This window comes from Streptomyces sp. NPDC014864, from assembly GCF_043081525.1.
Taxonomy (GTDB): Bacteria; Actinomycetota; Actinomycetes; order Streptomycetales; family Streptomycetaceae; genus Streptomyces.
The window spans coordinates 272,293-295,440 of record NZ_JBIBWT010000005.1; the positions used below are offsets into that span (position 1 = coordinate 272,293).

20 protein-coding genes are annotated in these 23,148 nt (G+C 74.6%); 10 read left to right on the forward strand and 10 right to left on the reverse strand.

Annotated elements, in window-relative coordinates; genetic code table 11:
• Positions 1 to 7 precede the first annotated feature (7 nt).
• Together ACF1A5_RS11750 and ACF1A5_RS11755 are read right to left on the reverse strand one after the other, a co-directional pair.
• Positions 8 to 877 carry a class I SAM-dependent methyltransferase gene (locus tag ACF1A5_RS11750; protein WP_392192665.1) on the reverse strand — a complete coding sequence of 290 codons (870 nt, stop codon included), beginning with the start codon at positions 875 to 877 and terminating at the stop codon, positions 8 to 10.
• Between the two features lie 136 nt (positions 878 to 1,013).
• Positions 1,014 to 2,504: a bifunctional phosphatase PAP2/diacylglycerol kinase family protein gene (locus ACF1A5_RS11755; RefSeq protein WP_392192666.1), complete on the reverse strand. Its 1,491-nt coding sequence runs from the start codon at positions 2,502 to 2,504 to the stop codon at positions 1,014 to 1,016.
• A 103-nt stretch (positions 2,505 to 2,607) separates the two neighbouring features.
• Here ACF1A5_RS11755 and ACF1A5_RS11760 point away from each other — a divergent pair, with 103 nt between their 5' ends.
• Positions 2,608 to 4,227 carry an ATP-binding cassette domain-containing protein gene (locus ACF1A5_RS11760; RefSeq protein WP_392192667.1) on the forward strand — a complete coding sequence of 540 codons (1,620 nt, stop codon included), beginning with the start codon at positions 2,608 to 2,610 and terminating at the stop codon, positions 4,225 to 4,227.
• 114 nt (positions 4,228 to 4,341) lie between these two features.
• On the opposite strand, the gene ACF1A5_RS11765 is transcribed toward ACF1A5_RS11760, so the two are convergent.
• Positions 4,342 to 5,460: a Vms1/Ankzf1 family peptidyl-tRNA hydrolase gene (locus ACF1A5_RS11765; RefSeq protein ID WP_392192668.1), complete on the reverse strand. Its 1,119-nt coding sequence runs from the start codon at positions 5,458 to 5,460 to the stop codon at positions 4,342 to 4,344.
• 54 nt (positions 5,461 to 5,514) lie between these two features.
• Here ACF1A5_RS11765 and ACF1A5_RS11770 point away from each other — a divergent pair, with 54 nt between their 5' ends.
• A complete protein-coding gene (locus ACF1A5_RS11770) occupies positions 5,515 to 5,793 on the forward strand; it encodes a DUF6158 family protein (RefSeq protein ID WP_392192669.1) in 279 nt (92 codons plus the stop codon).
• 92 nt (positions 5,794 to 5,885) lie between these two features.
• Here ACF1A5_RS11770 and ACF1A5_RS11775 read toward each other — a convergent pair whose 3' ends face one another.
• Both ACF1A5_RS11775 and ACF1A5_RS11780 read right to left on the reverse strand, forming a co-directional pair.
• Positions 5,886 to 6,437 carry a type 1 glutamine amidotransferase domain-containing protein gene (locus ACF1A5_RS11775; RefSeq protein WP_392192670.1) on the reverse strand — a complete coding sequence of 184 codons (552 nt, stop codon included), beginning with the start codon at positions 6,435 to 6,437 and terminating at the stop codon, positions 5,886 to 5,888.
• A 148-nt stretch (positions 6,438 to 6,585) separates the two neighbouring features.
• Positions 6,586 to 7,002 carry a DUF2795 domain-containing protein gene (locus ACF1A5_RS11780; protein WP_392192671.1) on the reverse strand — a complete coding sequence of 139 codons (417 nt, stop codon included), beginning with the start codon at positions 7,000 to 7,002 and terminating at the stop codon, positions 6,586 to 6,588.
• A gap of 348 nt (positions 7,003 to 7,350) precedes the next feature.
• Between ACF1A5_RS11780 and ACF1A5_RS11785 the strand changes: the two genes are divergently transcribed.
• From ACF1A5_RS11785 to ACF1A5_RS11800, 4 genes are all read left to right on the forward strand, one after another.
• Positions 7,351 to 8,142, forward strand: a complete 792-nt coding sequence (locus ACF1A5_RS11785; protein WP_392192672.1) for an RNA polymerase sigma factor SigF — start codon at positions 7,351 to 7,353, stop codon at positions 8,140 to 8,142.
• Between the two features lie 165 nt (positions 8,143 to 8,307).
• A complete protein-coding gene (locus tag ACF1A5_RS11790) occupies positions 8,308 to 9,225 on the forward strand; it encodes a hypothetical protein (protein WP_392192673.1) in 918 nt (305 codons plus the stop codon).
• Positions 9,226 to 9,536: 311 nt separating this feature from the next.
• The gene (locus ACF1A5_RS11795) at positions 9,537 to 10,784 is read left to right on the forward strand and encodes an aminotransferase class I/II-fold pyridoxal phosphate-dependent enzyme (RefSeq protein WP_392192674.1); all 1,248 of its coding nucleotides are present in this window, start codon (positions 9,537 to 9,539) and stop codon (positions 10,782 to 10,784) included.
• Positions 10,781 to 11,965 (forward strand): MBL fold metallo-hydrolase, encoded by a 1,185-nt coding sequence (locus ACF1A5_RS11800; RefSeq protein ID WP_392192675.1) that lies wholly within the window; start codon positions 10,781 to 10,783, stop codon positions 11,963 to 11,965. Before ACF1A5_RS11795 ends, ACF1A5_RS11800 begins: the two co-directional genes overlap by 4 nt.
• On the opposite strand, the gene ACF1A5_RS11805 is transcribed toward ACF1A5_RS11800, so the two are convergent.
• Positions 11,942 to 12,580 (reverse strand): DedA family protein, encoded by a 639-nt coding sequence (locus ACF1A5_RS11805; RefSeq protein WP_392192676.1) that lies wholly within the window; start codon positions 12,578 to 12,580, stop codon positions 11,942 to 11,944. The genes ACF1A5_RS11800 and ACF1A5_RS11805 overlap by 24 nt on opposite strands.
• The gene (locus tag ACF1A5_RS11810; RefSeq protein WP_392192677.1) at positions 12,577 to 13,350 is read right to left on the reverse strand and encodes an MBL fold metallo-hydrolase; all 774 of its coding nucleotides are present in this window, start codon (positions 13,348 to 13,350) and stop codon (positions 12,577 to 12,579) included. The genes ACF1A5_RS11805 and ACF1A5_RS11810 overlap by 4 nt, the downstream gene beginning before the upstream one ends.
• A gap of 86 nt (positions 13,351 to 13,436) precedes the next feature.
• Between ACF1A5_RS11810 and ACF1A5_RS11815 the strand changes: the two genes are divergently transcribed.
• Positions 13,437 to 13,874 (forward strand): hypothetical protein, encoded by a 438-nt coding sequence (locus tag ACF1A5_RS11815; protein ID WP_392192678.1) that lies wholly within the window; start codon positions 13,437 to 13,439, stop codon positions 13,872 to 13,874.
• 128 nt (positions 13,875 to 14,002) lie between these two features.
• On the forward strand, positions 14,003 to 16,090 hold the full coding sequence (locus tag ACF1A5_RS11820; RefSeq protein WP_392192679.1) for a phage holin family protein: 2,088 nt from the start codon (positions 14,003 to 14,005) through the stop codon (positions 16,088 to 16,090).
• Between the two features lie 79 nt (positions 16,091 to 16,169).
• Here the strand turns inward: ACF1A5_RS11820 and ACF1A5_RS11825 are convergent, their stop codons facing one another.
• Positions 16,170 to 18,953, reverse strand: a complete 2,784-nt coding sequence (locus ACF1A5_RS11825; RefSeq protein ID WP_392192680.1) for a VWA domain-containing protein — start codon at positions 18,951 to 18,953, stop codon at positions 16,170 to 16,172.
• The gene (locus ACF1A5_RS11830) at positions 18,943 to 19,722 is read right to left on the reverse strand and encodes a tetratricopeptide repeat protein (RefSeq protein ID WP_392192681.1); all 780 of its coding nucleotides are present in this window, start codon (positions 19,720 to 19,722) and stop codon (positions 18,943 to 18,945) included. The genes ACF1A5_RS11825 and ACF1A5_RS11830 overlap by 11 nt, the downstream gene beginning before the upstream one ends.
• 174 nt (positions 19,723 to 19,896) lie before the next feature.
• Between ACF1A5_RS11830 and ACF1A5_RS11835 the strand changes: the two genes are divergently transcribed.
• A complete protein-coding gene (locus tag ACF1A5_RS11835; protein WP_392192682.1) occupies positions 19,897 to 20,322 on the forward strand; it encodes an OsmC family protein in 426 nt (141 codons plus the stop codon).
• Between the two features lie 161 nt (positions 20,323 to 20,483).
• Positions 20,484 to 22,349, forward strand: a complete 1,866-nt coding sequence (gene dnaK, locus ACF1A5_RS11840; protein ID WP_392192683.1) for a molecular chaperone DnaK — start codon at positions 20,484 to 20,486, stop codon at positions 22,347 to 22,349.
• A 128-nt stretch (positions 22,350 to 22,477) separates the two neighbouring features.
• Here the strand turns inward: dnaK and ACF1A5_RS11845 are convergent, their stop codons facing one another.
• Positions 22,478 to 22,984 (reverse strand): nitrate reductase molybdenum cofactor assembly chaperone, encoded by a 507-nt coding sequence (locus ACF1A5_RS11845; RefSeq protein ID WP_392192684.1) that lies wholly within the window; start codon positions 22,982 to 22,984, stop codon positions 22,478 to 22,480.
• Between the last annotated feature and the right edge of the window lie 164 nt (positions 22,985 to 23,148).

Genomic DNA, 23,148 nt, shown 5'->3' on the forward strand with positions numbered 1-23,148 from the left:
GGACGTGTCAGGAGGGGCGGGTGAGCCCGCGTGCCGGGTCTCGGTGGCCGGACGGCGCGGCCTCCTTGCGGCACAGGATCTCGCCGTGCAGGACGGCGAACCAGCCGTCCTCCCGCCGCCCCCACTCGCGCCAGGCCTCCGACACCGCCCGCAACTCCCGCTCGGTCGCCCGGCCGCTCTCGACGGCGCGCTCCGCGTAGGCCGGCGCCAGGGTGCGTTCGGCCCACAGCTCGCTCCACCACTCCCGCTCCCGCGGGGTGGAGAAGGTCCAGGTGCCGGACGTGGCCGTCACGTCCGTCAGACCGGCGCTCAGCGCCCAGGACTTCAGCCGGCGCCCCGCGTCGGGCTCGCCGCCGTTGGCGCGGGCCACCCGCCGGTACAGCTCCAGCCAGGCGTCCATCCCCGGCACCTCGGGATACCAGGTCATCGCCGCGTAGTCCCCGTCGCGCGCGGCGACGAAGCCGCCCGGGCTCGTCACCCGCTTCATCTCGCGCAGCGCCTGCACGGGATCGCCCACGTGCTGCAGCACCTGGTGGGCGTGGACGACGCAGAACGTGTCGTCCGGGTAGTCCAGGGCGTGGACGTCCGCGACCGCGAAGTCGACGTTGGCCAGCCCCCGTTCGGATGCCGTGGCCCGGGCCCGCTCCAGGACGCCGGGTGCCCGGTCGACACCCGTGACGTGCCCGTCGGGGACCAGCTCCGCCAGATCGGCGGTGATGGTGCCCGGGCCGCAGCCGATGTCCAGGATCCGCATGTGGGGCTCGAGCGAACCGAGCAGGTATGCCGCCGAGTTGGCGGCGGTGCGCCAGGTGTGGGAACGCAGCACGGACGCGTGGTGCCCGTGCGTGTAGACGGCGGTCTCCCTCGGCTTGGGCATGGCTGTGCCCCTTCTGTCGTACCGGTCACCTGGTACCGGCCTTCGGGAGCCGGCAGGCCCCGGGACGGTGAGGATCACGGTACGCGGGTAAACCGTATTCTGAGACCCACGTTTCGTCATGTGGACTGACGTGGCATCAGGTAAGTGGGCGGTACACCTCCAGCGCCTCGGGCAGCTTCTCCAGCCACACCTCGTCCTCCACCTCCATGACCTCACCGTCGTAGGCGAGGAGCGTGCCCGGTGCGACGCCGGTCAGATGGAGCCTGCCCACGTGGACGGCCGCGTGCGCGGGGGAACGGGTGAGCGGGCCCGCGAAGGCCGCGGCGAGCAGCCGCAGGGCCGGCCTGCGGCCGCCGTGCACCACCCGCACGTCGAGCTTCCCGTCCGCCAGATCCTTGCGCCGGGCCGGAGCCAGGCCCATGCGGTGGTACGTGCCGTTGCCGGCGAACAGCAGCCACAGCGGCCGGCGCCGCCCCTCGAACTCGGCCTCCAGCGGATGCCGGTCCGCGCGCAGCACCCGCATCGCCGCCAGCACCCCGGCCGGCCAGCCGCCGATACGGTCCGACCAGCGCTCCCGCTCGCGCACCAGCTCCGGGTAGACGCCCAGGCTGAAGGTGTTCACGAAGACCCCGTGCTTGTGCCCGGAGGTGAAACGGCCGATGTCCACGCGGACCCCGTCGCCCTGCTCCAGGGCCCGGCACAGGTCCCGCACGTCCTCCACACCCAGGTCGTAGGCGAAGTGATTGAGGGTGCCGCCGGGCAGCACGGCGAGCGGCAGGTGGTGGCGCAGCGCGACCGCGGCGGCCGCGTTCACCGTGCCGTCGCCGCCGCACACCCCGAGCACCCGGGCGCGGGCCGCCGCCTTCTCCATCTCGGCCGCGATGTCCTCGGGCGCGCACTCGACGACCTCCGCCTTCGGCAGTGCGTCGCGCAGCGCGCGGGCCCGGTCCGCGGTGCCCGAGGCGGTGTTCGCCACCACCACCAGGCCCTCTCCCTCGGGCAGCGCCGGCAGGTCGGCGCGGGGCCGGGGCGGCGAGGCGACCTGGGCACGCGTGGGCACCATGCTCCGTACGGCGAACGCGGCGCCCGCGCCGAGGGCGGCGCCCGCCAGGACGTCGCTCGGGAAGTGGGCGCCGGTGTAGACGCGGGAGGCCGCCACCGAGAAGGCGATCGGCGCGACCACCGCGCCCCAGGCCGGGGACTCCAGGGCGACGCCGGTGGCGAAGGCGGCGGCGGAGGCCGCGTGACCGGACGGGAACGAGGTGGTGATCGGCTGCCGCTTCAGCCGGCGCATCAGCGGGACCGGGTCCAGCTCGGGCCGGGGACGGCGCACCGAGCGCTTGCCGAGCGTGTTGACGGTCAGGGAGGCCAGGCTCAGGGAGGCGAGGCCCCGGGCGGCGGCGCGCCGGGCCCGTGGCGTACGGCTGGCCGCGACGGCGGCCGCCGCCGCGAACCACAGCACCCCGTGGTTGGCGCTCCGGCTCAGCCGCGGCAGGACGGGCGCGGCGGCGGGCCAGTGCCGCTCGGCGGCGAACTCGAACAGGCGGCTGTCCAGGTCCAGCATCCGCTTGAGCGCGGCGTGGGCACCGTTCATCGGGGCGGTCAGGTCGATGTCTGGGCTCCTCATACAGGGACCGTTACCCGGAACTCGCCGTTCTTTGTGCGCCGCCCGGTCCCGGGCGGCATAAGGGTTTGCCCCGGGTGCGGTGGCGCACGCAGAATCTCGCCCCATGGGACATCTCGAAGCCGCGCATCTGGAGTACTTCCTCCCCGACGGGAGGGCGCTGCTCGGCGACGTCTCCTTCCGGGTGGGGGAAGGGGCCGTCGTGGCTCTCGTCGGACCCAACGGGGCCGGCAAGACGACCCTGCTGCGGCTGATCTCCGGCGAGCTGAAGCCGCACGGCGGCACGGTCACCGTCGGGGGCGGGCTGGGCGTGATGCGGCAGTTCGTGGGGTCGGTGCGCGACGAGACGACCGTACGGGACCTGCTCGTCTCGGTCGCGCCGCCGCGCATCCGGGAGGCGGCGCGGGCCGTCGACGCCGCCGAGCACGCCCTGATGACCGTCGACGACGAGGCCGCCCAGCTCGGCTACGCGCAGGCGCTCGCCGACTGGGCGGAGGCACGCGGCTACGAGGCCGAGACACTGTGGGACATCTGCACCACGGCCGCGCTCGGCGTGCCCTACGAGAAGGCGCAGTGGCGGCAGGTGCGGACCCTGTCGGGCGGTGAGCAGAAGCGGCTGGTCCTGGAGGCGCTGCTGCGCGGCACGGACGAGGTGCTGCTGCTCGACGAGCCGGACAACTACCTCGACGTGCCCGGCAAGCGCTGGCTGGAGGAGCGTCTGAAGGAGACCCGCAAGACCGTCCTCTTCGTCTCCCACGACCGCGAACTCCTCTCCCGCGCCGCCGAGAAGATCGTGTCGGTCGAACCCGGCCCGGCCGGCGCCGACGCCTGGGTGCACGGCGGCGGGTTCGCCACCTACCACGAGGCCCGGCGCGAGCGCTTCGCGCGCTTCGAGGAACTGCGCAGGCGCTGGGACGAGAAGCACGCCCAGCTGAAGAAGCTGGTGCTCAGCCTGCGCCAGGCCGCCAGCGTCAGCCACGAGATGGCGTCCCGCTACCAGGCCGCCCAGACCCGGCTGCGCAAGTTCGAGGAGGCCGGCCCGCCGCCGGAGCCGCCGCGCGAACAGGAGATCACCATGCGGCTGAAGGGCGGCCGCACCGGCGTCCGGGCCGTCACCTGCGCGGGGCTGGAACTCACCGGCCTCATGCGCCCGTTCGACCTCGAGGTCTTCTACGGCGAACGCGTCGCCGTCCTCGGCTCCAACGGCTCCGGCAAGTCGCACTTCCTGCGCCTGCTCGCCGGCGAGGACGTCGCGCACTCCGGCACGTGGAAGCTAGGGGCGCGCGTCGTGCCCGGACACTTCGCCCAGACCCATGCCCACCCCGAGCTCCAGGGCCGCACCCTGCTCGACATCCTGTGGCAGGAGCACGCACAGGACCGCGGGGCCGCCATGTCCCGGCTGCGCCGCTACGAGCTGACCGGCCAGGCCGAGCAGTGCTTCGACCGCCTCTCGGGCGGGCAGCAGGCCCGCTTCCAGATCCTGCTCCTCGAACTGGCGGGTGCCACGGCCCTGCTGCTGGACGAGCCGACCGACAACCTGGACCTGGAGTCCGCCGAGGCCCTCCAGGAGGCGCTGGAGGCCTTTGACGGCACGGTCCTCGCGGTCACCCACGACCGCTGGTTCGCCCGTGCCTTCGACCGCTTCCTGGTCTTCGGCAGCGACGGCCACGTCCGCGAGACCCCCGACCCGGTCTGGGACGAGCGGCGCGTGCAGCGGGCCCGCTAGGGGGCGGACGGCGCGAGGAGCGGGCGCGAGCCCGCGCCGGGCGGGCTCACCGGGGTGTCGGCGTCTTGCGGGCCGGTCGGGCTCGCCATGGCTTCGGGGCCCGCCGGACCCGGTTCACCTCCAGCGGAGGACGGCACCCAGTCCGCCGGCCGGCACGTCCTCCCCCGTCGCGGCCGTCACCGGGGCCGTGGACAGCGCCGTGGCGTCCGCGGCGGCCGCGCAACGGATCAGCGCGTCGTCGGCGCGGGCCGCCCAGGAGTGCTGCTCGCCGAGGATCCGCAGCTCCGTACGGCGCATCGCCAGCTGGTCCGGGTCCTCCCCGACCCACACCTCGCGGTGCAGGTCGGGGCCGTCCGGGCGGACCAGCAGCTCCTCGATCCGGTGCTCACGGGCCGCCGCCACCATGGCGGGCACGCCCTCGGCCGCCCCGGCCCGCCCCTCGGCGTCCGGCGCGCGGGCCGCCCGGAACCGGTCCAGCCCGGCCTCGACCCGGCGGCGGACGTGCGCGGCGCGGATCCGCTCCACGTCCTCGTCCAGCAGCCGGTTCCCCGCCCCGTGAGCGGCCTCCGCCACGCGGTCCTGCAGCCGCTTCGGCAGCCGCCCGCGCACCTCCCGCCGCTCCCGCTCGTCCCCGACGAGGACGAGCAGGTCGGCCGCGGCCTCGTCCTGGCTCACACTGAGCGCGTCGGCGATCTCGGCCGCGTTGTGCTCCCAGGCGTTCTCCACCTTGAGCTGGAAGTGCCGCTCCGACCAGTCGAGGCTGCTCGTGCGGCGGAGGGGCCATTGTTGCCGCACGACCGCGCCGGCCCGCTGGCGGACCGGCGCGCGGCGCAGTTCGAAGTCCGCGCCCCTGCGGTCGACGTACGCCACGATCGCGACCGGATCCTCGCCCGCCAGGTCCAGCAGCGGCGCCATGCGCGGCAGCGGAGCCCACACAGCCCGGCTGCCGCCCGGCGGACGCCGGGCCAGACACGGGTCGAGGACCACCTTTCCGGTCCGCGCGAACAGGGCCCGTCCGTGCGGATCGGGCGAGTGGCGCAGATCCTCGATCGCACTCTCCACGGCCCGGCAGGTGGCCTCGTCCGCACCCTGCCCCGACAGCTCACGGGCCATCGCCTGGGCCGTCAGACGCAGCTCGTGGGACGTGTCCTCGGCGTGCCGGGAGGTGTCGACGTACACGGAGGCCCAGGGGCCCGGGTGTTCGTACAGTGGATGCAGAAAGGCGAGATCCATGGCTCCCTCCCGGGTGCCGTCGGAGAAGTGCTTCCGGGCGGGTACCCGTACCGCATGGACGAACACGACGAGCGGGGCACCACGATGACCGGAGTCGACCCGGGCCGGCTGGACGATCAGCAGCTCATGAAGGAGCTGGAGACCATTCACCGCACCCGCCACGACACGCTGCTCTACGGCTCGAACGACGCGCTGCGGGCCCACAACCAGCGCATGGCCCAGCTCGAGGGCGAGTGGCTGCGCCGCAATCCGCGGCGGGCCGTCGCCTCGAGCCGCACCCGCGAAGGAGCCCGGGAACGCAGGTGCGGGGAGTCCGTGACTCCCCGCACCTGACACCTCTGCGCTGGCCGTCCGGCCGCCCACTCCGCCGGGCGTCGCCCGCCCGTGCCGTCGGACGCTCCGACCGGCCGGTCCGCCCGGTCGGCTCAGCCGGTCTGCGCCCCCTTCTCGGCGAACACTTCCAGGAAGGCCTCGCAGAACGCCTTCAGGTCGTCCGGCTTGCGGCTGGTGACCAGCTTGTTCGGGCCGTGGTCGCAGACCTTCACCTGCTCGTCAACCCAGGTGCCGCCCGCGTTGCGGATGTCCGTCCGCAGGCTCGGCCAGGAGGTGAGCACCCGGCCGCGTACGACGTCGGCCTCGACCAGCGTCCACGGCGCGTGGCAGATCGCGGCCACCGGACGGCCCTGCTCGAAGAAGTCCCGTACGAACGCCACGGCCTTCTCGTCCATCCGCAGGAAGTCCGGATTGGCCACGCCGCCCGGCAGGACGAGCCCGTCGAAGGAGTCGGCGGTGACGTCCGCGACGACCGCGTCGACGGGGAACGTGTCCGCCTTGTCCAGGTGGTGGAAGCCCTGGACCTTCCCGGGCTTCGTCGACACCAGCACGGGCTCGTGCCCGGCGTCGGTGGCCGCCTTCCAGGGCTCGGTCAGCTCGACCTGCTCGACACCCTCGGGTGCGGTCAGAAATGCGATGCGCATGATGATCCAGCGTCCTTTCTCTCCCGGGCCTTTCCCGGCGGGTCCCCGCCGCGGTGCGGCCGCGCGGTGCGAAGCGGCGGGTGTGGCGGTACGGCGGTGCGGAGGGCGGCGTCCGGCGTTCCCCCTGCCCCCCTTGCCCCGAGGGGGATCAGGTCCGGCCCTCTCGCGCGGGCCAGTCCAGCCGCTCGGGCGCGCCGTGCGTCAGCTCCCGGGCCAGCTCCTGGACGTTGGCCCAGCGCGCCTTGCGCGGCAGCCGCTCCACGGCCTCGATCAGGGCGTCCGGCGCGTTCTTCCGGCGCAGGGCGGGGACCAGGTCCCCCGGACCCGCCGGGAAGGAGCTGCGCCCGAGGAACCGGACCAGCTCCAGCCGGATGGTCTCCAGGGACGCGCGGGAACCGCCCGGTGCCACCGGCCCGCCCCAGACCTCCGGGTCGTCGTCGGCGGTCGGCTCCGGGTCGTGCCACTCCTCGCTCCGTGTGGGATGGCCGGACCTGAGCAGGCCCTGCAGTTCGTGCTTCATCTCGTCGTCACGGTGGACGCTCAGCCGGTCGCTGCCTCGCTGCATGGTGCTCCCTCCAGATCTCAAGGGTGGCCACCGCGTACCCGTGCAGGGGGAGCCGACACGGCCTTTCGGGGAGCGGGTCCTCCAGGGGTCTTCCCCCGCTCTTCCCTGGGGCTTCCCGCGTTCCTCCCGGGATCCTTGCCGGACAGCCGGTGCCCCGTGTCCTTCCCGGACATGACGGGGTGTTTGGACCCGCAGGCCCGGGGCAGGCGCACACTCAGTGCTTCGGACCGGAGGCACGCCCGTGGGAGCGGCACCGAGAGCCGTCACCTCTGCGTCCGGCCTGATCGCGTCGAATCTCCTGCGGTGACCGTCCACCCCCAGAGCACTCCGAGGGAGCTGCGACGCACCATGCGAACTCAAGCGAGCGCGAAGCACCCGCACGACGACGCCCCCGACACCGCGGAGGACTTCCGCAGGCTCGCCGCGCTGCCGGCGGGCCCCGAGCGCGACGCACTGCGCGAGGAGATCACCGAAGCCTGGCTGCCCATGGCCGAGCGGATCGCGGGCCGCTTCCGCAGCCGCGGCGAGAGCTACGACGACCTGCGCCAGGTCGCGGCTCTCGGCCTGGTCAAGGCGGTGGACCGCTACGACCCCGAACGCGGCCACGCCTTCGAGAGCTACGCCGTCCCCACCGTCACCGGTGAGATCAAGCGGCACTTCCGAGACCACATGTGGACCCTGCACGTGCCGCGCCGGGTGCAGGACCTGCGCAACCGCGTCCGGTTCGCCCGCCAGGAACTCTCGCAGACGATCCCGGGCCGGCAGCCCACGGTCGCCGAGATCGCACGGCACGCGGACCTGAGCGAGGAGGACGTCCGGGCAGGGCTGGAGGCGCTGGAGAGCTTCACGGCCCTCTCGCTCGACGCCGAACTGCCCGGCAGCGACGACGGATACTCGCTGAGCGACGCCCTCGGCTCGCCCGACCCGGCCCTGGACACCGTGGTGGACCGCGAGGCCGTCAAGCCCCGGCTCGCGGCCCTGCCGGAGCGCGAGCGGGCCATTCTCTACATGCGCTTCTTCGACGACATGACGCAGAGCCGGATCGCCGAGCAGATGGGCATCTCGCAGATGCACGTGTCCCGGCTGATCTCCCGGTGCTGCGACCGGCTGCGCGACCAGGTGATGCGGGACGGGGCGTAGCCGCCCGGCCCGGGGGGGCGATGGCCCTCGGGGTCACCCGACAGGCCGTTCGTGTCCCGCTAATGGGGCCCGGCGGCGCGCGGCCCGCGGCCCGAGCGGATGTGATGGCTGTGCACGGCACGAACGCCGTGCCGCCAGCCGCCGTCGGTCCAAGGAGACCCGCCCATGCGCCTCACCCCCCGTGCCCTGCCCGCCGTCGTCCTGGCGGGCGTCATAGCGGGCGCAGCAGCCCCGGCCGTGGCTGCCCCGTCCCCGGACCCGGCGGCCGGCGCGAGCAGCGTACGACCGGACACCCCCCGGGAGCCGACGCCCACATCGGAGCCGGCCTCGCGGGTGACGCGAGGCTCGCAGAGCCCCCGGTCCACGCATGGCACGACGGGCACGACGGGCTCGGTCGGCTCCCGGTCCGGGCACGGCTCGACCGGCTCGCAGAGCCGGGCAACGCACGAGCCGGCCGCACCGGGTACGGCCACGCGCGACGCGCAGGCCGCGCCGGACACGAGCGGCCTGCGGGCCACGCGGAACTCGACGCCCACGCAGGACGTGCAGAGCTCGGCGGACCCAGAGGGCTCGACGGGGGAGGATTCCCCGGCGCAGGACGAGGAACAGCCGGACTCCGAGGCGCAGGACACGGTGCCGCAGGACACGGTGCCGAAGGACGAGGGGGCGGACGGTCTCGCCCGTCCGCAGCAGTCGCAGGGCGCCGCCCCCGACTCGTCCCGCGACGAGACCGCCCGCGAGCCGTCGCGTCCCCCGGCCCCGTCGTCCTCGCAGGACTCCGCCCCTGACGCCTCCGACCAGGACGGCGGTAAGGAGGGCTCCTACGACCCGTCCCACGGCCAGGTGCCGGGCGGCGACCCCTCCAAGGGCACGGGCGGCCACGACTCCGGCCGTGACCAGGAGTCCGGCCGTGACCAGGGCTCCGGCGACGGCGGCATGATGGACCACGGTGTGCAGGCCGGGGAGGGCGGCACCTTCGCCCCGTCGCTGCCGGCCCTGGTCACCGGCGGGGTACTGATCGCGGCGGCGTTCGGCGCCGCGGGACACCGGCTGTGGAGGCGCGGACGAACGGACGCCCGATGAACGGACGGCTCACGCACGTACGTTCCACGCACGTACGACCCACGGGTGCACCGCCCGAAGGCGACGCGCCCGGCGCCCGGGGGGCGGGAGCCGACCTCCACCGCCGGGGGTGGGCTCCCGTGTGACTCGCGCAACCCGGGACACGGTCATGGGACGGCGCCCCGTGGGTACTCAGAGGCCGAGGGCTCCGCCCCGCGCCGCGGAGCGCGCACCAGCCCCTCACGGACCGCACGACCCGACAGCGACGGCGACGGCACACGGCAGCGCACGGCACGCACGGCACGGCACCCAGGGACTGCGCGGAGGTACCCATGCGGCGGACGGCCCCGGAAGGACACGGCCCCGTCCGCTACGGTCCGGGCCTCCCCGGCGAGGGCCTCCCGGTGCTCCCCGAACTGTCCGAGGCGGTCGCCGCGGCCGCGGGCCACACCACGGAGCGGCCGATCGGTGGCGGTCGGCCCCTCCTCGCCGCCGCCTGCGGCTACTGGACCCGGCGCGGGCTGCCCACCGAACCCGACCGCGTCGCGGCCGCGCCGGGCGCGCCCTCCCTGCTGCTCGCGCTGACCGCCGCGCTCGGCGGCGACGTCCTGGTGCCGCGCCCCTGCGCCGCCTGGTGGGCGCCCTACGCACGCCTGCTGGGACGGCCCGCCTTCCATGTGGCGACGCCGGCCGAGTGCGGCGGCGTTCCCGATCCCTACGCCCTGCTGGAGACCGTCCGCCGGGTCCGCGCCGAGGGCGGCGACCCCCGGCTGCTCGTCCTGTCGGTGGCCGACGACCCCACCGCCACCGTCGCGCCCCCGGAGGTGCTGCACGAGACCGTGGAGGCCGCGGCGGGCGAGGGCCTGCACCTGGTCAGTGACGAGACCTGGCGCGACACCGTGCACGCGCCGCACCGGACGGTGCTGCTCAGCCCCGCCGAGATGCTGCCCGGCCGGGTCACCGTCGTCACCGACCTCGCCGGCGCGCTCATGCCGACCGGGTGGCCCGCCGCCGTGGCCCGTTTCCCCGCCGGCGGCACGGGCGACGACCTGCACGCGCGGGTGCTCGACGTGCTCACCGCGCTCGACGCCCGCGTCGCCGACCCGGTCGCCGCCGCGGCGGCCTACGCCCTCGACGAACCCGGCCCGGTCACCGCACGCCTGACCGCCTCCGTCGGCCTGCACGCGCGCTTGGCGCAGGCCGTGTACGCCGCCGTGGTCGCCGGGGGCGCGCTGGCCCGGCCGCCCCAGGCGGGCCGGCACCTGTACGCCGACCTCGGCCCGCTGCGCTCCGCGCTCGCCGCCCGCGACATCGGGGACGCGCAGGAACTGGAGGACTTCCTCGGCGCCCGCCTCCGGATGCCCGCGCCGGGCGGCCACCGCTTCGGCGACGACCTCGGCGCGCTGCGCGTGCGGCTGTCCACCGGCGACCTGCTGGGCCGCACCGACGAGGAGCGCGCGGAATGCCTCACGTCACCCGTGCCGTTGGAACTGCCACACGTGCAACGCGCGTTGAACCTCTTGAGGTCGGTCTTCGACGATCTCCGCGACGACGCTCAGCGATGGGAGCCTCCTCGATGACGCAGCAGTCCGAGCCGCCCACGTCCACGACCTCGCCCGGGTCCTCGTCCGCGTCCGCGCCCTCGACCGCCTCCGCCACCAGAGCCGTGAGGGCGGCCGCGCCCGTCCGCAACACCGGCGACCCGGCGCCCGCGTCCCGGCCCGCCCCCTCCGTCCCGCCGCTCGCCGCGCCGCGCCCGCTGGGCGAACGCCGGGTGTGGCCGCGGTCCTTCCACGACCGGCTCACCGCCCCGCTGCCCGGACTCAAGGCCCTCGCCCGGTTCGCCCGCGAGGGCGCCGTCCGCCCGGGCAAGGAGGGCCTCGCCGACATCCCGCTGCTGCCCTACGAACCCGGTCCGCTGCCCCGTGTCGACGCCGGGACCGTCGCCGTCACCTGGGCGGGACACGCCAGCTGGATCGTCCGGATCGGCGGGCTCACCGTGCTGACCGATCCGGTGTGGTCCCGCCGCATCATCGGCACCCCGGCCCGCATCACGCCCGTCGGCGTCCCCTGGGAGGCCCTGCCGCGCGTCGACGCGGTCGTCATCAGCCACAACCACTACGACCACCTGGACGCTCCGACGCTGCGCCGGCTGCCGCGCGACACACCGGTGTTCGTGCCGGCCGGGCTCGGCCGCTGGTTCGAGCGCCGCCGGTTCACCCGCGTCACCGAGCTCGACTGGTGGGAGGCGGCGGCACTGGGCGGGGTCCGGTTCGACTTCGTACCCGCCCACCACTGGTCCAAGCGCACCCTCACCGACACCTGCCGCAGCCTGTGGGGCGGCTGGGTGCTCACCGCTCCCGACGGGCGGCGCGTCTACTTCGCCGGGGACACGGGCTACGGCCACTGGTTCACCCGCATCGGCCGCCGCTACCCGGACATCGACCTCGCCCTGCTCCCCATCGGCGCCTACGACCCCCGGTGGTGGCTCAGCGACGTGCACTGCGACCCGGAGGAGGCCGTGCGGGCCACCCTCGACCTCGGCGCCCGCCGCCTGGCCCCTATGCACTGGGGCACGTTCGTCCTCTCCGCCGAGCCCGTGCTCGAACCGCTCACCCGGGTGCGCGCGGCCTGGGAGAAGGCCGGCCTGCCCCGGGAAGACCTGTGGGACCTGCCGGTCGGGGCCTCCCGGGTGCTGGACCAGCCCTCCGGCCGGGCTCGCGCGGGGGCGGGCGGGTCAGCCCGAGCGCTCGGCCGGTGACGTCCGCCGGATCCGGCGCCACACGCTGGGGGCCGCGCCGATCAGCACCGTCAGCACGACCGCCGCGAGCACGCCCTCCCACGGCTCGGGGAAGAGCGACCCGCCGAGGACGCCGATCAGCTCGTACGTCAGCGCCCAGGCCAGGCAGGCCGGGAGATTGCCGCGGGCGAAGCGGCGCAGCGGCCACTTCGCCAGCAGACAGGCCAGCATCACCGGGATGCGCCCGGCCGGGACCAGCCGGGACAGCACCAGCACCGCCACCCCGTGCCCGGCGAGCTTGTCCTGCGCCTGCCGGAGCCGGTCCTCCGGCGCCCGGCCCCGTATGGCCGCCAGCCATCGCGAGCCGTTCTTCGAGCGCATCCCGCGCCGGCCCAGCCAGTACAGCGCCCCGTCCCCGCAGAACGCGGCCGTCGACGCGGTGGCGAACACCAGCGCCATCGAGAACGGCGCCGTCTGGTGGAAGGCCACCACCGCCGCCGAACTGACCAGCGCACCCGTCGGCACCACCGGAACCAGCGCCCCGATCAGCACCAGCAGGAACAGCGACGGATAGCCGATGGCCCGCTGGGTCGACTCCGGTGGCACGAGCGTCACCAGCGCGGCGAGCCGTGTCACCGGGCGACCTCCAGGCGCACGCTCTCCCCGTGCCCGAGCCGGTGCACCGCCACCCGGGGCGCGCGCCGCGCCGCCAGGCGCACGAATTCGTCGCCCGGCGCGTGGAACTCATGGGGGCGCACGGCGTCCAGCCCGATCGGCCAGTACGTGCCGTAGTGCACCGGCACCGCCGTGCGCGGCGCCAGCCGGGCCACCGCCTGGGCCGCCCGGCCCGCGTCCAGGTGCCCCGCACCGAGGTACGGCCCCCAGCCGCCCACCGGCAGCAGCGCCGCGTCGACCTGCCCGACCTCCTCGGCCATGCCGTCGAACAGCCCGGTGTCCCCGGCGAAGTACGTCCGTGCCCGGCCCTCGACGACGTAGCCGAGGGCGGGGGAGTGATGCTTGCCGAACGGCAGCCGGCGCCCGTCGTGGTGCGCGGGGACCGCGCGGACGACGACCCCGCCGACCTCGACGCGGTCGCCGTGCGCCACCTCGGTGATCCGCAGATGGCCGAGCCGGCGCAGCCCCGGCACCGCGCGGGGCGCGCCCCGGGGCACGAGCAGGCGCGTGCCCGGGGCCAGCCGGGTCAGCGACGGGAGATGGAGGTGGTCGGCGTGCAGATGCGAGACCAGCGCCACGTCCGCGTGCCAGGCGCCCGGCGGCGGCAGCGCGCCGCGCCGGCGCCGCAGGTGCGCGAGCCGGCGTGCGAACAGCGGATCGGTGAGCACACGCACGTTCGAGTCCTCGATGGTGCACGTCGCGTGACCCCACCAGGTGATCTGCACCGGCACCTTCTTTGCCTCCTTCGCGCGACTCCCCAGAGCCTACGTGCAGGAGTAGGGTCGGCGGCGAAAACCCGGAGGTGAGGGGGGACTCCATGGGAAACGTGCGGGACGCCTCCGGCGCCGCCGCCGCGGTGCCGGTCCGGGTCACGGCCATCGCGAGCCTGACCCCCCTGGAAGAGCTCAACGACGAACCCTTCCTGGTGGACTCCCGCAGCCAGCACGCCATGTGCGCGCGCTGGGCGGCGGAGCACGGGTACGTGGTCGCGCGCGAGCTCCTCGTGCGCGGGCTGCGTACCGACCACTCGGCCCTGTGGGACGGGGTGCGGCCCGGCGTGGACCTGTTCGTCGCCCCCAGCCGGCGCGTCCTGGAGCGGGCGCTGTCCTCCGTCGAGGAGTTCACCGCCGAGTGCGCGCGGCGGGGCGTGCGGGTGGAGACGGTGGGCCGGGCCGAGCCGTCGTACGACGCGCAGATGAAGGCGCACGTGCACCGTCGGCTGTCCATGCCGACCGCCGGTTACGACGGGCGTTAGGACCTGTCCGGCCGATCATGGACAGGTCCTGGGCGGCCGGCCGTACCGGCTGGTGAGGCGGGGGCGGCTTGTGTGACAAGCTGAGTTCGGGCCCGTGTGCGACCGGGCCGGGACGTGAGGTGCGCGGCGTGCGTGGCGGGCGGTGGCGGCGGGTCGCCAGTCAGGTCGGACGGAGCATCACGGTGTGGGCCGTCAGCACGGTCACCCTGCTGGCGCTCGCGGGGATCCTGCCGGACTTCCAGTTGCAGTCGCCCGCCGGTGACAGCGCCACCAGCATCGCCGTGACCGCAGCGCTCGGGGCCGGCGCCTTCGGTCTGCTCTCCGCCGTCGTCTGGCCCCTGCTCGTGCGGGCGCTGCTGCTGGTGCCGGCGCTCGTACTGGGGCTGCTGGTGTTCTTCCTCAACGGCTCACTGCTCCTCCTCGCGCTGCGCATCAACCCCTCCGGGGAGCCGGAGGCGGCGCCCGAGACCGCCGTCGTCGTGGCCGCCGTGATGTCCGCGGTCGCCTCGGCCACCGGCGCCGCGCTCGCCGTCCGCGACGACGACGCCTACCGGCGCCGGCTGTACCGGCTCGCCGACCGCCGCCGCAGACGGCTCCCGCCCGGCCCGACCACGCCGGGCACCGTCGTCGTACAGCTCGACGGCGTCGGGCACGACGTCCTGCTGGACGCGGTCGGCCGGGGCCTGATGCCGACCGTGGCCCGCTGGCTCGGCACCGGAACGGAGAACCCGGGGCCGCGGGCCACCCACCGGCTCACCCCCTGGCGCACCGACTGGTCCAGTCAGACCGGCGCCAGCCAGCTCGGCATCCTGCACGGCTCCAACCACGACGTCCCCGCCTTCCGCTGGTACGAGAAGGACACCGGGGAGATCGTGGTCTGCAACCGCCCGACCAGCGCCGCCGAGCTCCAGCGCCGCGCAGTCGAGCGCACCGGCGACGGCGGGCTGCTCACCCTCGACGGCGCCAGCCGCGGCAACCTGTTCAGCGGCGGCGCCGAGGAACTCGCCCTCGTCCTGTCCGTGTCGGCCCGCCGCGGCCCCGGCAACCGCTCCCGCGCAGGCTACTTCGCCTACTTCTCCGATCCCGCCAACGCCGTCCGCACCGCCCTGTCCTTCGTCGCCGACGCGGGCCGCGAGATCGGCCAGGCGGTCCGCGCCCGGCTCCGCGAACAGCGCCCGCGGGTCGGCCGCGGCGGCCTCTACCCCTTCGTCCGCGCCTTCGCGACCGTCGTCGAACGCGACGTCGTCGTCGCCGCGGTGATGGGCGACCTGCTCGGCGGACGCGCCGCCGTCTACGCCGACCTGGTCGCCTACGACGAGGTGGCCCACCACTCCGGGCCGCTCAGCCGGGACGCGCAGCAGGTCCTGCACCGGCTGGACCGCGCGCTCGCGCTGATCGAGAAGGCCGCCGAGCACGCCCCGCGCCCGTACCGGATCGTCGTCCTGTCCGACCACGGACAGAGCCCCGGCGAGACCTTCCGCTCCCGCTACGGCCTCACCCTGGCCGACCTGGTGCGGGCCGGCTGCGGACTGCCCGTGCCGCGCCGGGCGGAGCGCACCCGCAGCGGCGCCGAGGCGCGGGCGGCGGTCCGGGCGGCCCTGCACCGGCCGGTCGAGGAGTTCCCGGAGCGCGACCGGCCCGCCGGGCGCGCCACGGAGCCGGTCGTGCTGGCCTCCGGCAACCTGGGCCTGGTGTCCTTCCCCGACGTGCCGCACCGGATGAGCCGGGAGGAGATCGACGCCCGCCACCCGGGGCTGCTGACCACGCTCGCCAACCACCCCGGCGTCGGCTTCGTGCTCGTCCGCAGCGAGGAGCACGGCGGCCTCGTGCTCGGCGCGCGCGGCGCGCAGATCCCGCTCGGCGACCTCGACGAGAACCCCGGCCCGCTCGCCGGCTTCGGTCCCGGCGCCGCCGACGCGGTCCGCCGCACGCACTCCTTCCCGCACGCCGCCGACATCATGGTCAACTCCTGCCACGACCCGGCCGACGGCGAGGTCCTCGCCTTCGAGGAGCAGATCGGCTCCCACGGCGGGCTCGGCGGGGCCCAGGGCCGCCCGTTCCTGCTGTCGCCGCTGACCCTCTCGCCGCCCGCCGGGGAGCAGGAGGGCGAGGTCGTCGGCGCGGAGCACGTCCACCGGGTGCTGCGCCGCTGGCTGAGCGAGGCGCACGGCCCGCACGTGCCGCTCGACGAGCAGGAGGACGAGCGGGCCGCGTGACCCCTCGCCCGTACCCCGGCGCCCGTGCGACCGGCGCCCGTGCGACCGGCGCCCGCGCGGCCGCCGGCCGCGGCGGATGTCAGACCTGGGGCCAGAACCCCGACCGGACCCGGCCGAAGTCGTTCATCGCCATGACCGCGGACGCGGCGCCCGGACCGTGGGCCGTGTCGCTGAACGACACCACCGTGTCCAGCGCGCTGGTCAGCGTGATCAGCTTCTGCAGGGTCACCTGGTCGTCGCGGAACTCCCGGGCCGGCAGCTTGTCGTGGGCGGCCCGCAGCACCTGGATGTGGTGCGTCAGCCGCTTCGTCGCCGCGTCCCGGTCGCGGTCGTACAGGTCGTCGAGCGCGTAGAAGGTGACCTCGCTGGTCCACAGGCCGACCGCGTGCACCGTGACGGTCTCCTCGGCGAGGGTGAAGCCGGTGGACAGGTCGATGTCGTGCCGGTGTCCCGCGCGGGTGACGGTGTCGACGTACTGCACGGTGGCGCTGCCCGGCTCCGGCGCCCCGCGGCCCGGCGGCACGGCGAGTTCGAGGACGATCCAGTACGTCTCCCCGAAGGCGAGGTCCGGGGCGAAGATCCGGATGCCCTTCTCCTCGGTGATGAGGTCCGGGAGGGGCTGCGCGCCGTAGTCCGCGCGGGCCCGCTCCGCCGCCCGGCCCGCCTCCCGCAGCACCGCGGCCCTGGCCCGGGGATCGGTGACCAGGTCGTGCCCGTACAGGTGCCGGATCTCCACGTCGGGCGCGATGTCCAGCCGGAGCTGGATGTCGATAGCGGCCAGGTGGTCGCGCCGGTTCAGGTCGGCGAGCAGGTCCGTGCCCACCTGCTCGGGCCGGGTGACGAAGGTCGAGTGGCCGCCCGCGAGCCCGGCCAGCGCGGCCAGTTCCGGCATCCGGGCGTCGGAGCCGAAGCCGAAGCAGGACAGGGTGAGGTCACCGCGGAGTTTGGCCGCGATGTTGGTCCGGATCCTGATCCAGTCCCGTTCGCCGGACGTCGGGGAGCCGTCGGAGAAGACGTACAGGCAGTTGACCATGTGCCTGCCGAGGGCGTTGCGGCCGATCTCGTCGATGCCGTACTGCACGCCGAGGTTGATGTCCGTGCCTCCGCCCGCGCTCAGCCCGGACACCACCTGGGCGAAGCGCTCGGACGGCAGGTCCTGCCGGGCGGTGGCGGCCAGCGCGGTACGGACGTGGTGGTCGAAGGTGATGATGCCCAGGCAGTCCGTGGGCCGCAGCCTGTCGTACAGCGCCTGCAGGGCCGCCTTGACGCAGTCGAGTTTCTCGCCGTGCATCGAGCCGCTGGTGTCCACGACGAAGACGAAGTTGACGGGGAGCGGTTCGGCGGGGGCGTCCCCGGGATGCGCCTCGCCCGCCTTGAGCGTGATCTCAAGGAAGTGGGTGGTCGCCTCGTCCGCGCGGAAGTCCCCCTGCACGGCGGTCAGCCCGTGGCTGACGCCGACGGCCCGGCCGGGCGGGGGGCCGGGCACCTGCTCGGTGCGCGCCGCCACGAAGTCGTCGAAGCGGATCTGTTCCTGACCGATGATCACGCCCTGCTCGATGAGGTCCCGGACGCCGAGCGGGGAGCGGGTGCCGAAGGCGTTGTTGCGGCGGATGAAGAGGCCGTCGTGAGGAAGCGGCTCGCCGGAGCGCCGGAACAGGGCCGGGCGCCGGCCGGGCGGGGCGCCGTGGCTGACGCGGGCCGAGGCCGCGGAACGGGCCCCGGCGGCCGATCTGCGCCGGTGGCTGCGCTCGGACTGGACGTCGAGGGCCATCTCGTCGGCGGCGTAACTGCCCAGGTCCATCTCCTCGCCGACCTCGTAGCGGTACCTCGCGGCGCGTCGTCCGATGGGCGCGTCGTCCGGGAACCCGGGGGGCTCGATCTCGGCACCGGCCCTGTCCAGGGACCCGAGGTCGAGCTCTTGGCGGTGTCGCTCCTCCGGCGGCTGGTCCATCACACGTCGCGCCGACAGCTCCCCCTCCCGCGCCTCCTGCCACGCGATCCGCCGGAACCGCTCCTGCCGTGTGACGGGCCCGGCCCCGGGCCTGATCTCCCGCCCGGCGAGCAGCCACCGCCACAGCACCCCGTCCGGGGTGTCCGGGGCGGGCGGGGTGATCTCCGGGTGGACGAGGGCCGTCAACGGGCGGGACCGCATCAGGGCCCGTCCCAGTTCCAGCGCCCAGACGCGTCCATGGTCCGCGAGCACCGGGCCGGGTGAAAGGCCGAGCCGTGCGGCGAAGCCCCGGCATTCGGCCTCGCGCCGCGCCCGCCGGCCCGTATCGGCGTCCGCCGGCGTGCCCTTCGCGCCACCCTCCCACGCGCCACCCTCCCACGCCCCGCCCTCCCACGCCCCGTCCGCCGGCGCGCCTGCCGGGCCGCCCTCCGCCCCACCGTCCGGCGCACGGTCCGGCGCGCCTGCCGGGCCGCCCCACGAGCCGCTCTCCCGAGGCAGATCGACCACCAGGAGGGCCACCCCGCCCCCGGACACCGGAGCCGGCTCGACCGCGGGTGGACCGGCCGGGCCGGACGGGCTCGGCTCCGCCCCGGCGGGCTCGCACAGCCGTAACGCCACCCCGCACGTCAGCAGGTCCCACAGCCGGTTCCTCCGGCCGTTTCCGGCGGCGTCCGGGGCGGCACCGGGATGGACCACGAGCACCGCGTCCGGATGCTCCGCGAGCAGGGCCTCGGCCTCCGCCACCGTCCTCGCCACCCGGGGCAGCGGGACCAGGCCGGCCCGCTCCGCCTGCCGCAGCGCCACCCGCGCCGCCGGCCGGTCCGCCGCGTCGTCCCCGCCGGCGCCGGCGGGGGAGCCGACGTACACGACGGCCGCGCGCGCCCCACCGCCGCTGTTCCGCTCACTCGGCATGTGCATCCTCCGTGGTACGGGTGGGCAGCGGGCACCGTGCCTCGAACTGCGTGCGGGTGCGCACCCCACCGCCGAACATTCCCTCGGCCCTCAACTGCCTGAGCCATGCGTCGAGTTCGCCGCTCAGTCCCGTGCTCTCCACGGACAGCCGCGCGGCCCGGTCACGCCGGTCCGGGTCGTTGGCCAGCAACAGCAGCTCGATCTTGAGCGCGATGCTGTACGGATCCCGGCCGTCGAGCTTCAGCGCCTCCTCGACGTATCCGGCCGCCACGTCCAGATTGCCGCGGGTCAGCGCGATCCTCGCCTTCCAGTACCAGAAGGCCGAGGAGTCCCGGGCCGAGCCGGACGCCTCCAGGGCGCGCTCAGCCTGATCCGGTTCGTCGCTCTCCACGTGCCTGCGGACCGCGGCCAGCGAGCGCTCGACGCCGTTCCTCCCGCTGCCCCTGGCCCGGGCCGACGGGCCGGTGACCGTGCGCACCGCGATCAGCAGCACGGCCAGCAGGAAGAGCAGCAACATGCCCACCAGCACCACGAACTGCCGTACGCCCTTGCTCTCGGCGAGCGTGGCGAAGATGCCGAGGATCGCCACGGCGAAGGCGAGCACCACGACGGTGCCGAACAGGGCGGTCGCCTGGGCCGCGGTGAGCGTCCGGAACATCCGCCGGCGGATGATGTCGCGTACGAGATCTCGGTAGAGCAGGTACAGGACGCCGAGGGCGACCCCGCCAAATCCCGCGATTCCCCCGAGGACTTGGAACACTTCGACCATGAATCGGACTGTAGGCCCTCGCCCGGCCGCACGGCAGGCGATTGGCGGACCTTCTCCGGCAGGTCGCGGGCAGTTCCACGGGTCCGGGCGGTGCGGATGTGATCGGATGGGGGGTACGCGGAACCCGTACGGAATCCCGGCGACGGGAAACTTGGCGAAAGGTATGGATCCACCGTGGCAACCACGCGCACCGCACACACCGTCTGGGAAGGCAACCTGCTCGAGGGCAACGGCGTCGTCACCTTCGACTCCTCCGGCATCGGCCAGCAGCCGGTGTCGTGGCCGTCGCGCGCGGAGCAGGCGAACGGGAAGACCAGCCCCGAGGAGCTGATCGCCGCCGCCCACTCCAGCTGCTTCTCCATGGCGCTCTCGCACGGCCTGGCGGGCGCCGGCACTCCGCCCACCAAGCTGGAGACGAAGGCCGACGTGACTTTCCAGCCGGGTGAGGGCATCACGGGCATCCACCTCACCGTCGAGGGCACCGTCCCCGGCGTCGACAACGACGCCTTCGTCGCCGCCGCCGAGGACGCCAAGAAGAACTGCCCGGTCAGCCAGGCCCTGGCCGGTACGACGATCACCCTGTCGGCCAAGCTGGCCTGACCGGCCCGTACGTCCCCGGTGCCGCGCCCCGACTCCCCGGGGCGCGGCACCGTCGTCTCCGCGCCGCGCGCACCACCACGCGGGATCCGCGCGGGATTGACAACCGACCACTGGAGTTCTGTGCTGGAGAACGGGACGCGCCCTGGTGGAAGGGGACGGAGATGGCACGTGCGGTCGGGATCGATCTCGGGACGACGAACTCGGTGGTGGCCGTCCTGGAGGGCGGTGAGCCCACCGTCGTCGCCAACGCGGAGGGCGCGCGCACCACGCCGTCGGTCGTGGCCTTCGCCAAGAACGGCGAGGTGCTCGTCGGCGAGGTGGCCAAGCGGCAGGCAGTGACGAACGTGGAGCGTACCGCCCGTTCGGTCAAGCGGCACATGGGCGACTCCGTGTGGCGGTTCCCGGACCAGGGGACCGTGGACGGCACCCGCTACCGGGCGCAGGAGCTGTCGGCCCGCGTGCTGCAGAAGCTGAAGCGGGATGCGGAGTCCTACCTCGGCGAGGACGTCACCGACGCGGTGATCACCGTCCCCGCCTACTTCGACGACGCCCAGCGGCAGGCCACCAAGGAGGCCGGGGAGATCGCCGGGCTCAAAGTCCTGCGGATCATCAACGAGCCGACGGCCGCGGCCCTCGCCTACGGCCTCGACCGGGGCGAGGAGCAGACCGTCCTCGTCTTCGATCTCGGCGGCGGCACCTTCGACGTCTCCCTGCTGGAGATCGGCGACGGCGTCATCGAGGTCAAGGCCACCAACGGCGACACACACCTCGGCGGCGACGACTGGGACCAGCGGATCGTCGAGCACCTCGTCAAGCGCTTCAAGGGGCAGTACGGCGTCGACCTCGGCAAGGACAAGATGGCGCTGCAGCGGCTGCGCGAGGGCGCCGAGAAGGCCAAGATCGAGCTGTCCTCGTCCTCCGAGACGACGATCAACCTGCCCTACATCACCGCCTCGGCCGAGGGCCCGCTCCACCTCGACGAGAAGCTCACGCGCGCCCAGTTCCAGGAGCTCACGGCCGACCTGCTGGAGCGCTGCAAGAAGCCCTTCCACCAGGCGGTCAAGGACGCCGGGGTGGACCTGTCCCGGATCGACCACGTGATCCTCGTCGGCGGCTCCACCCGGATGCCCGCGGTCACCGACCTGGTGCGGGACCTCACCGGCAAGGACCCGCACAAGGGCGTCAACCCCGACGAGGTGGTGGCGGTGGGCGCCGCGCTCCAGGCGGGTGTCATCCGCGGCGACGTCAAGGACGTCCTGCTCCTCGACGTCACCCCGCTGTCCCTGGGCATCGAGACCAAGGGCGGCATCATGACCAGGCTCATCGAGCGCAACACGACGATCCCCACCCGCCGTTCGGAGATCTTCACGACCGCCACCGACAACCAGCCCTCGGTCGGCATCCAGGTCTACCAGGGCGAACGGGAGATCGCCGCCTACAACAAGAAGCTCGGCGTCTTCGACCTCACCGGCCTGCCGCCCGCCCCGCGCGGGGTGCCGCAGATCGAGGTCGCCTTCGACATCGACGCCAACGGGATCATGCACGTCTCCGCGAAGGACCTGGCGACCGGCCGCGAGCAGAAGATGACGGTCACCGGCGGCTCGGCACTGCCGAAGGACGACATCGACCGCATGATGCGGGAGGCCGAGCAGTACGCGGAGGAGGACCGTGCGCGCCGGGAGGCCGCGGAGACCCGCAACCAGGCCGAGCAACTCGTGTACCAGACGGAGAAGTTCCTTCGCGAGAACACCGACCGGATTCCCGCCGAGACCAGGTCCGAGGTCGAGGCGGCGACCGCGGAGGTGAAGACCCTGCTGGAGCAGAACGCCGACACCGCCGCCCTGCGCACCGGCACGGAGAAGCTCGCCACCGTCAGCCAGAAGATGGGCCAGGCGATGTACGCCCAGGCCCAGCAGGCCTCGGCGGAGGGCGCCGAGCAGCACACGCCGCCGCACCACGACGAGGAGGGCGTGGTGGACGCGGAGATCGTCGACGAGGAGCGGGACACCAAGGGCCCGGCCGCCTGAGCGTCCGCCGCCCCGGACGGGCGGCCGCGCGAGCGTCCGCCCGTCCGCCCCGGCCTCCCTGCCCGCTCGCGCCGGCGCCCGACGCCGACCGCCCGGGTCACCTCACCCGGGCGGCCCCACGGGCGCCCTCACGGACCCGTGCCGGAGGCACCGGCCGTCGGTACGGCCGCGCACACCGCGTCCAGCACGGAGGCGTACGGCGTGCCGAGGCCGCTGAGCCGGGAGCGCAGCCGCTCCAGGCCCCCGCGGTGGCACACGAGCAGTTCCGTGTCGCCGGTGCGGGCGGTGAACTCCAGCACCGCGGGCAGGAAGTCGGGCGGCTCCTGGCCGGCGAGCTCCAGGCCGTGGACGCGGTACGGCTCCTCGAACCGCGCGGCCGCCGTCCCGTCCCACCGCGAGCCCTCGTCGCCCCACCGGCTCAGGTACAGCCCGTACCGGTCCCCGGCGTCCTCGGACGCGAAGACCGCCACGTAGTGCGCGGCCAGCTCCACCAGCGGGGTCACGGCCGCGTGGTCGGCGAACGTCCTCAGCTGCGGCGCGGCTTCGCGCAGCAGCGGCAGCCGGGCGCACAGGGCCTGGTCGGGGTACGTCAGGCAGAGCGCCGCCGCCTGGTACAGCACGGCATCCGAGGGCATGAGGCCTCCTCCGGTTCGTCCACGCCGTCCACGGCGTGCACCGGGGTCCTGGACGGCTGTCCGCGCGGCGGCACGCGGTCGCGTGCGGCTTCCTCGCCGGCCCGTGGTCCGAATCTAGGTGCGGGCGGGGGAGCGCACCCGTCCACGGCACCCGTCCGGGTCAG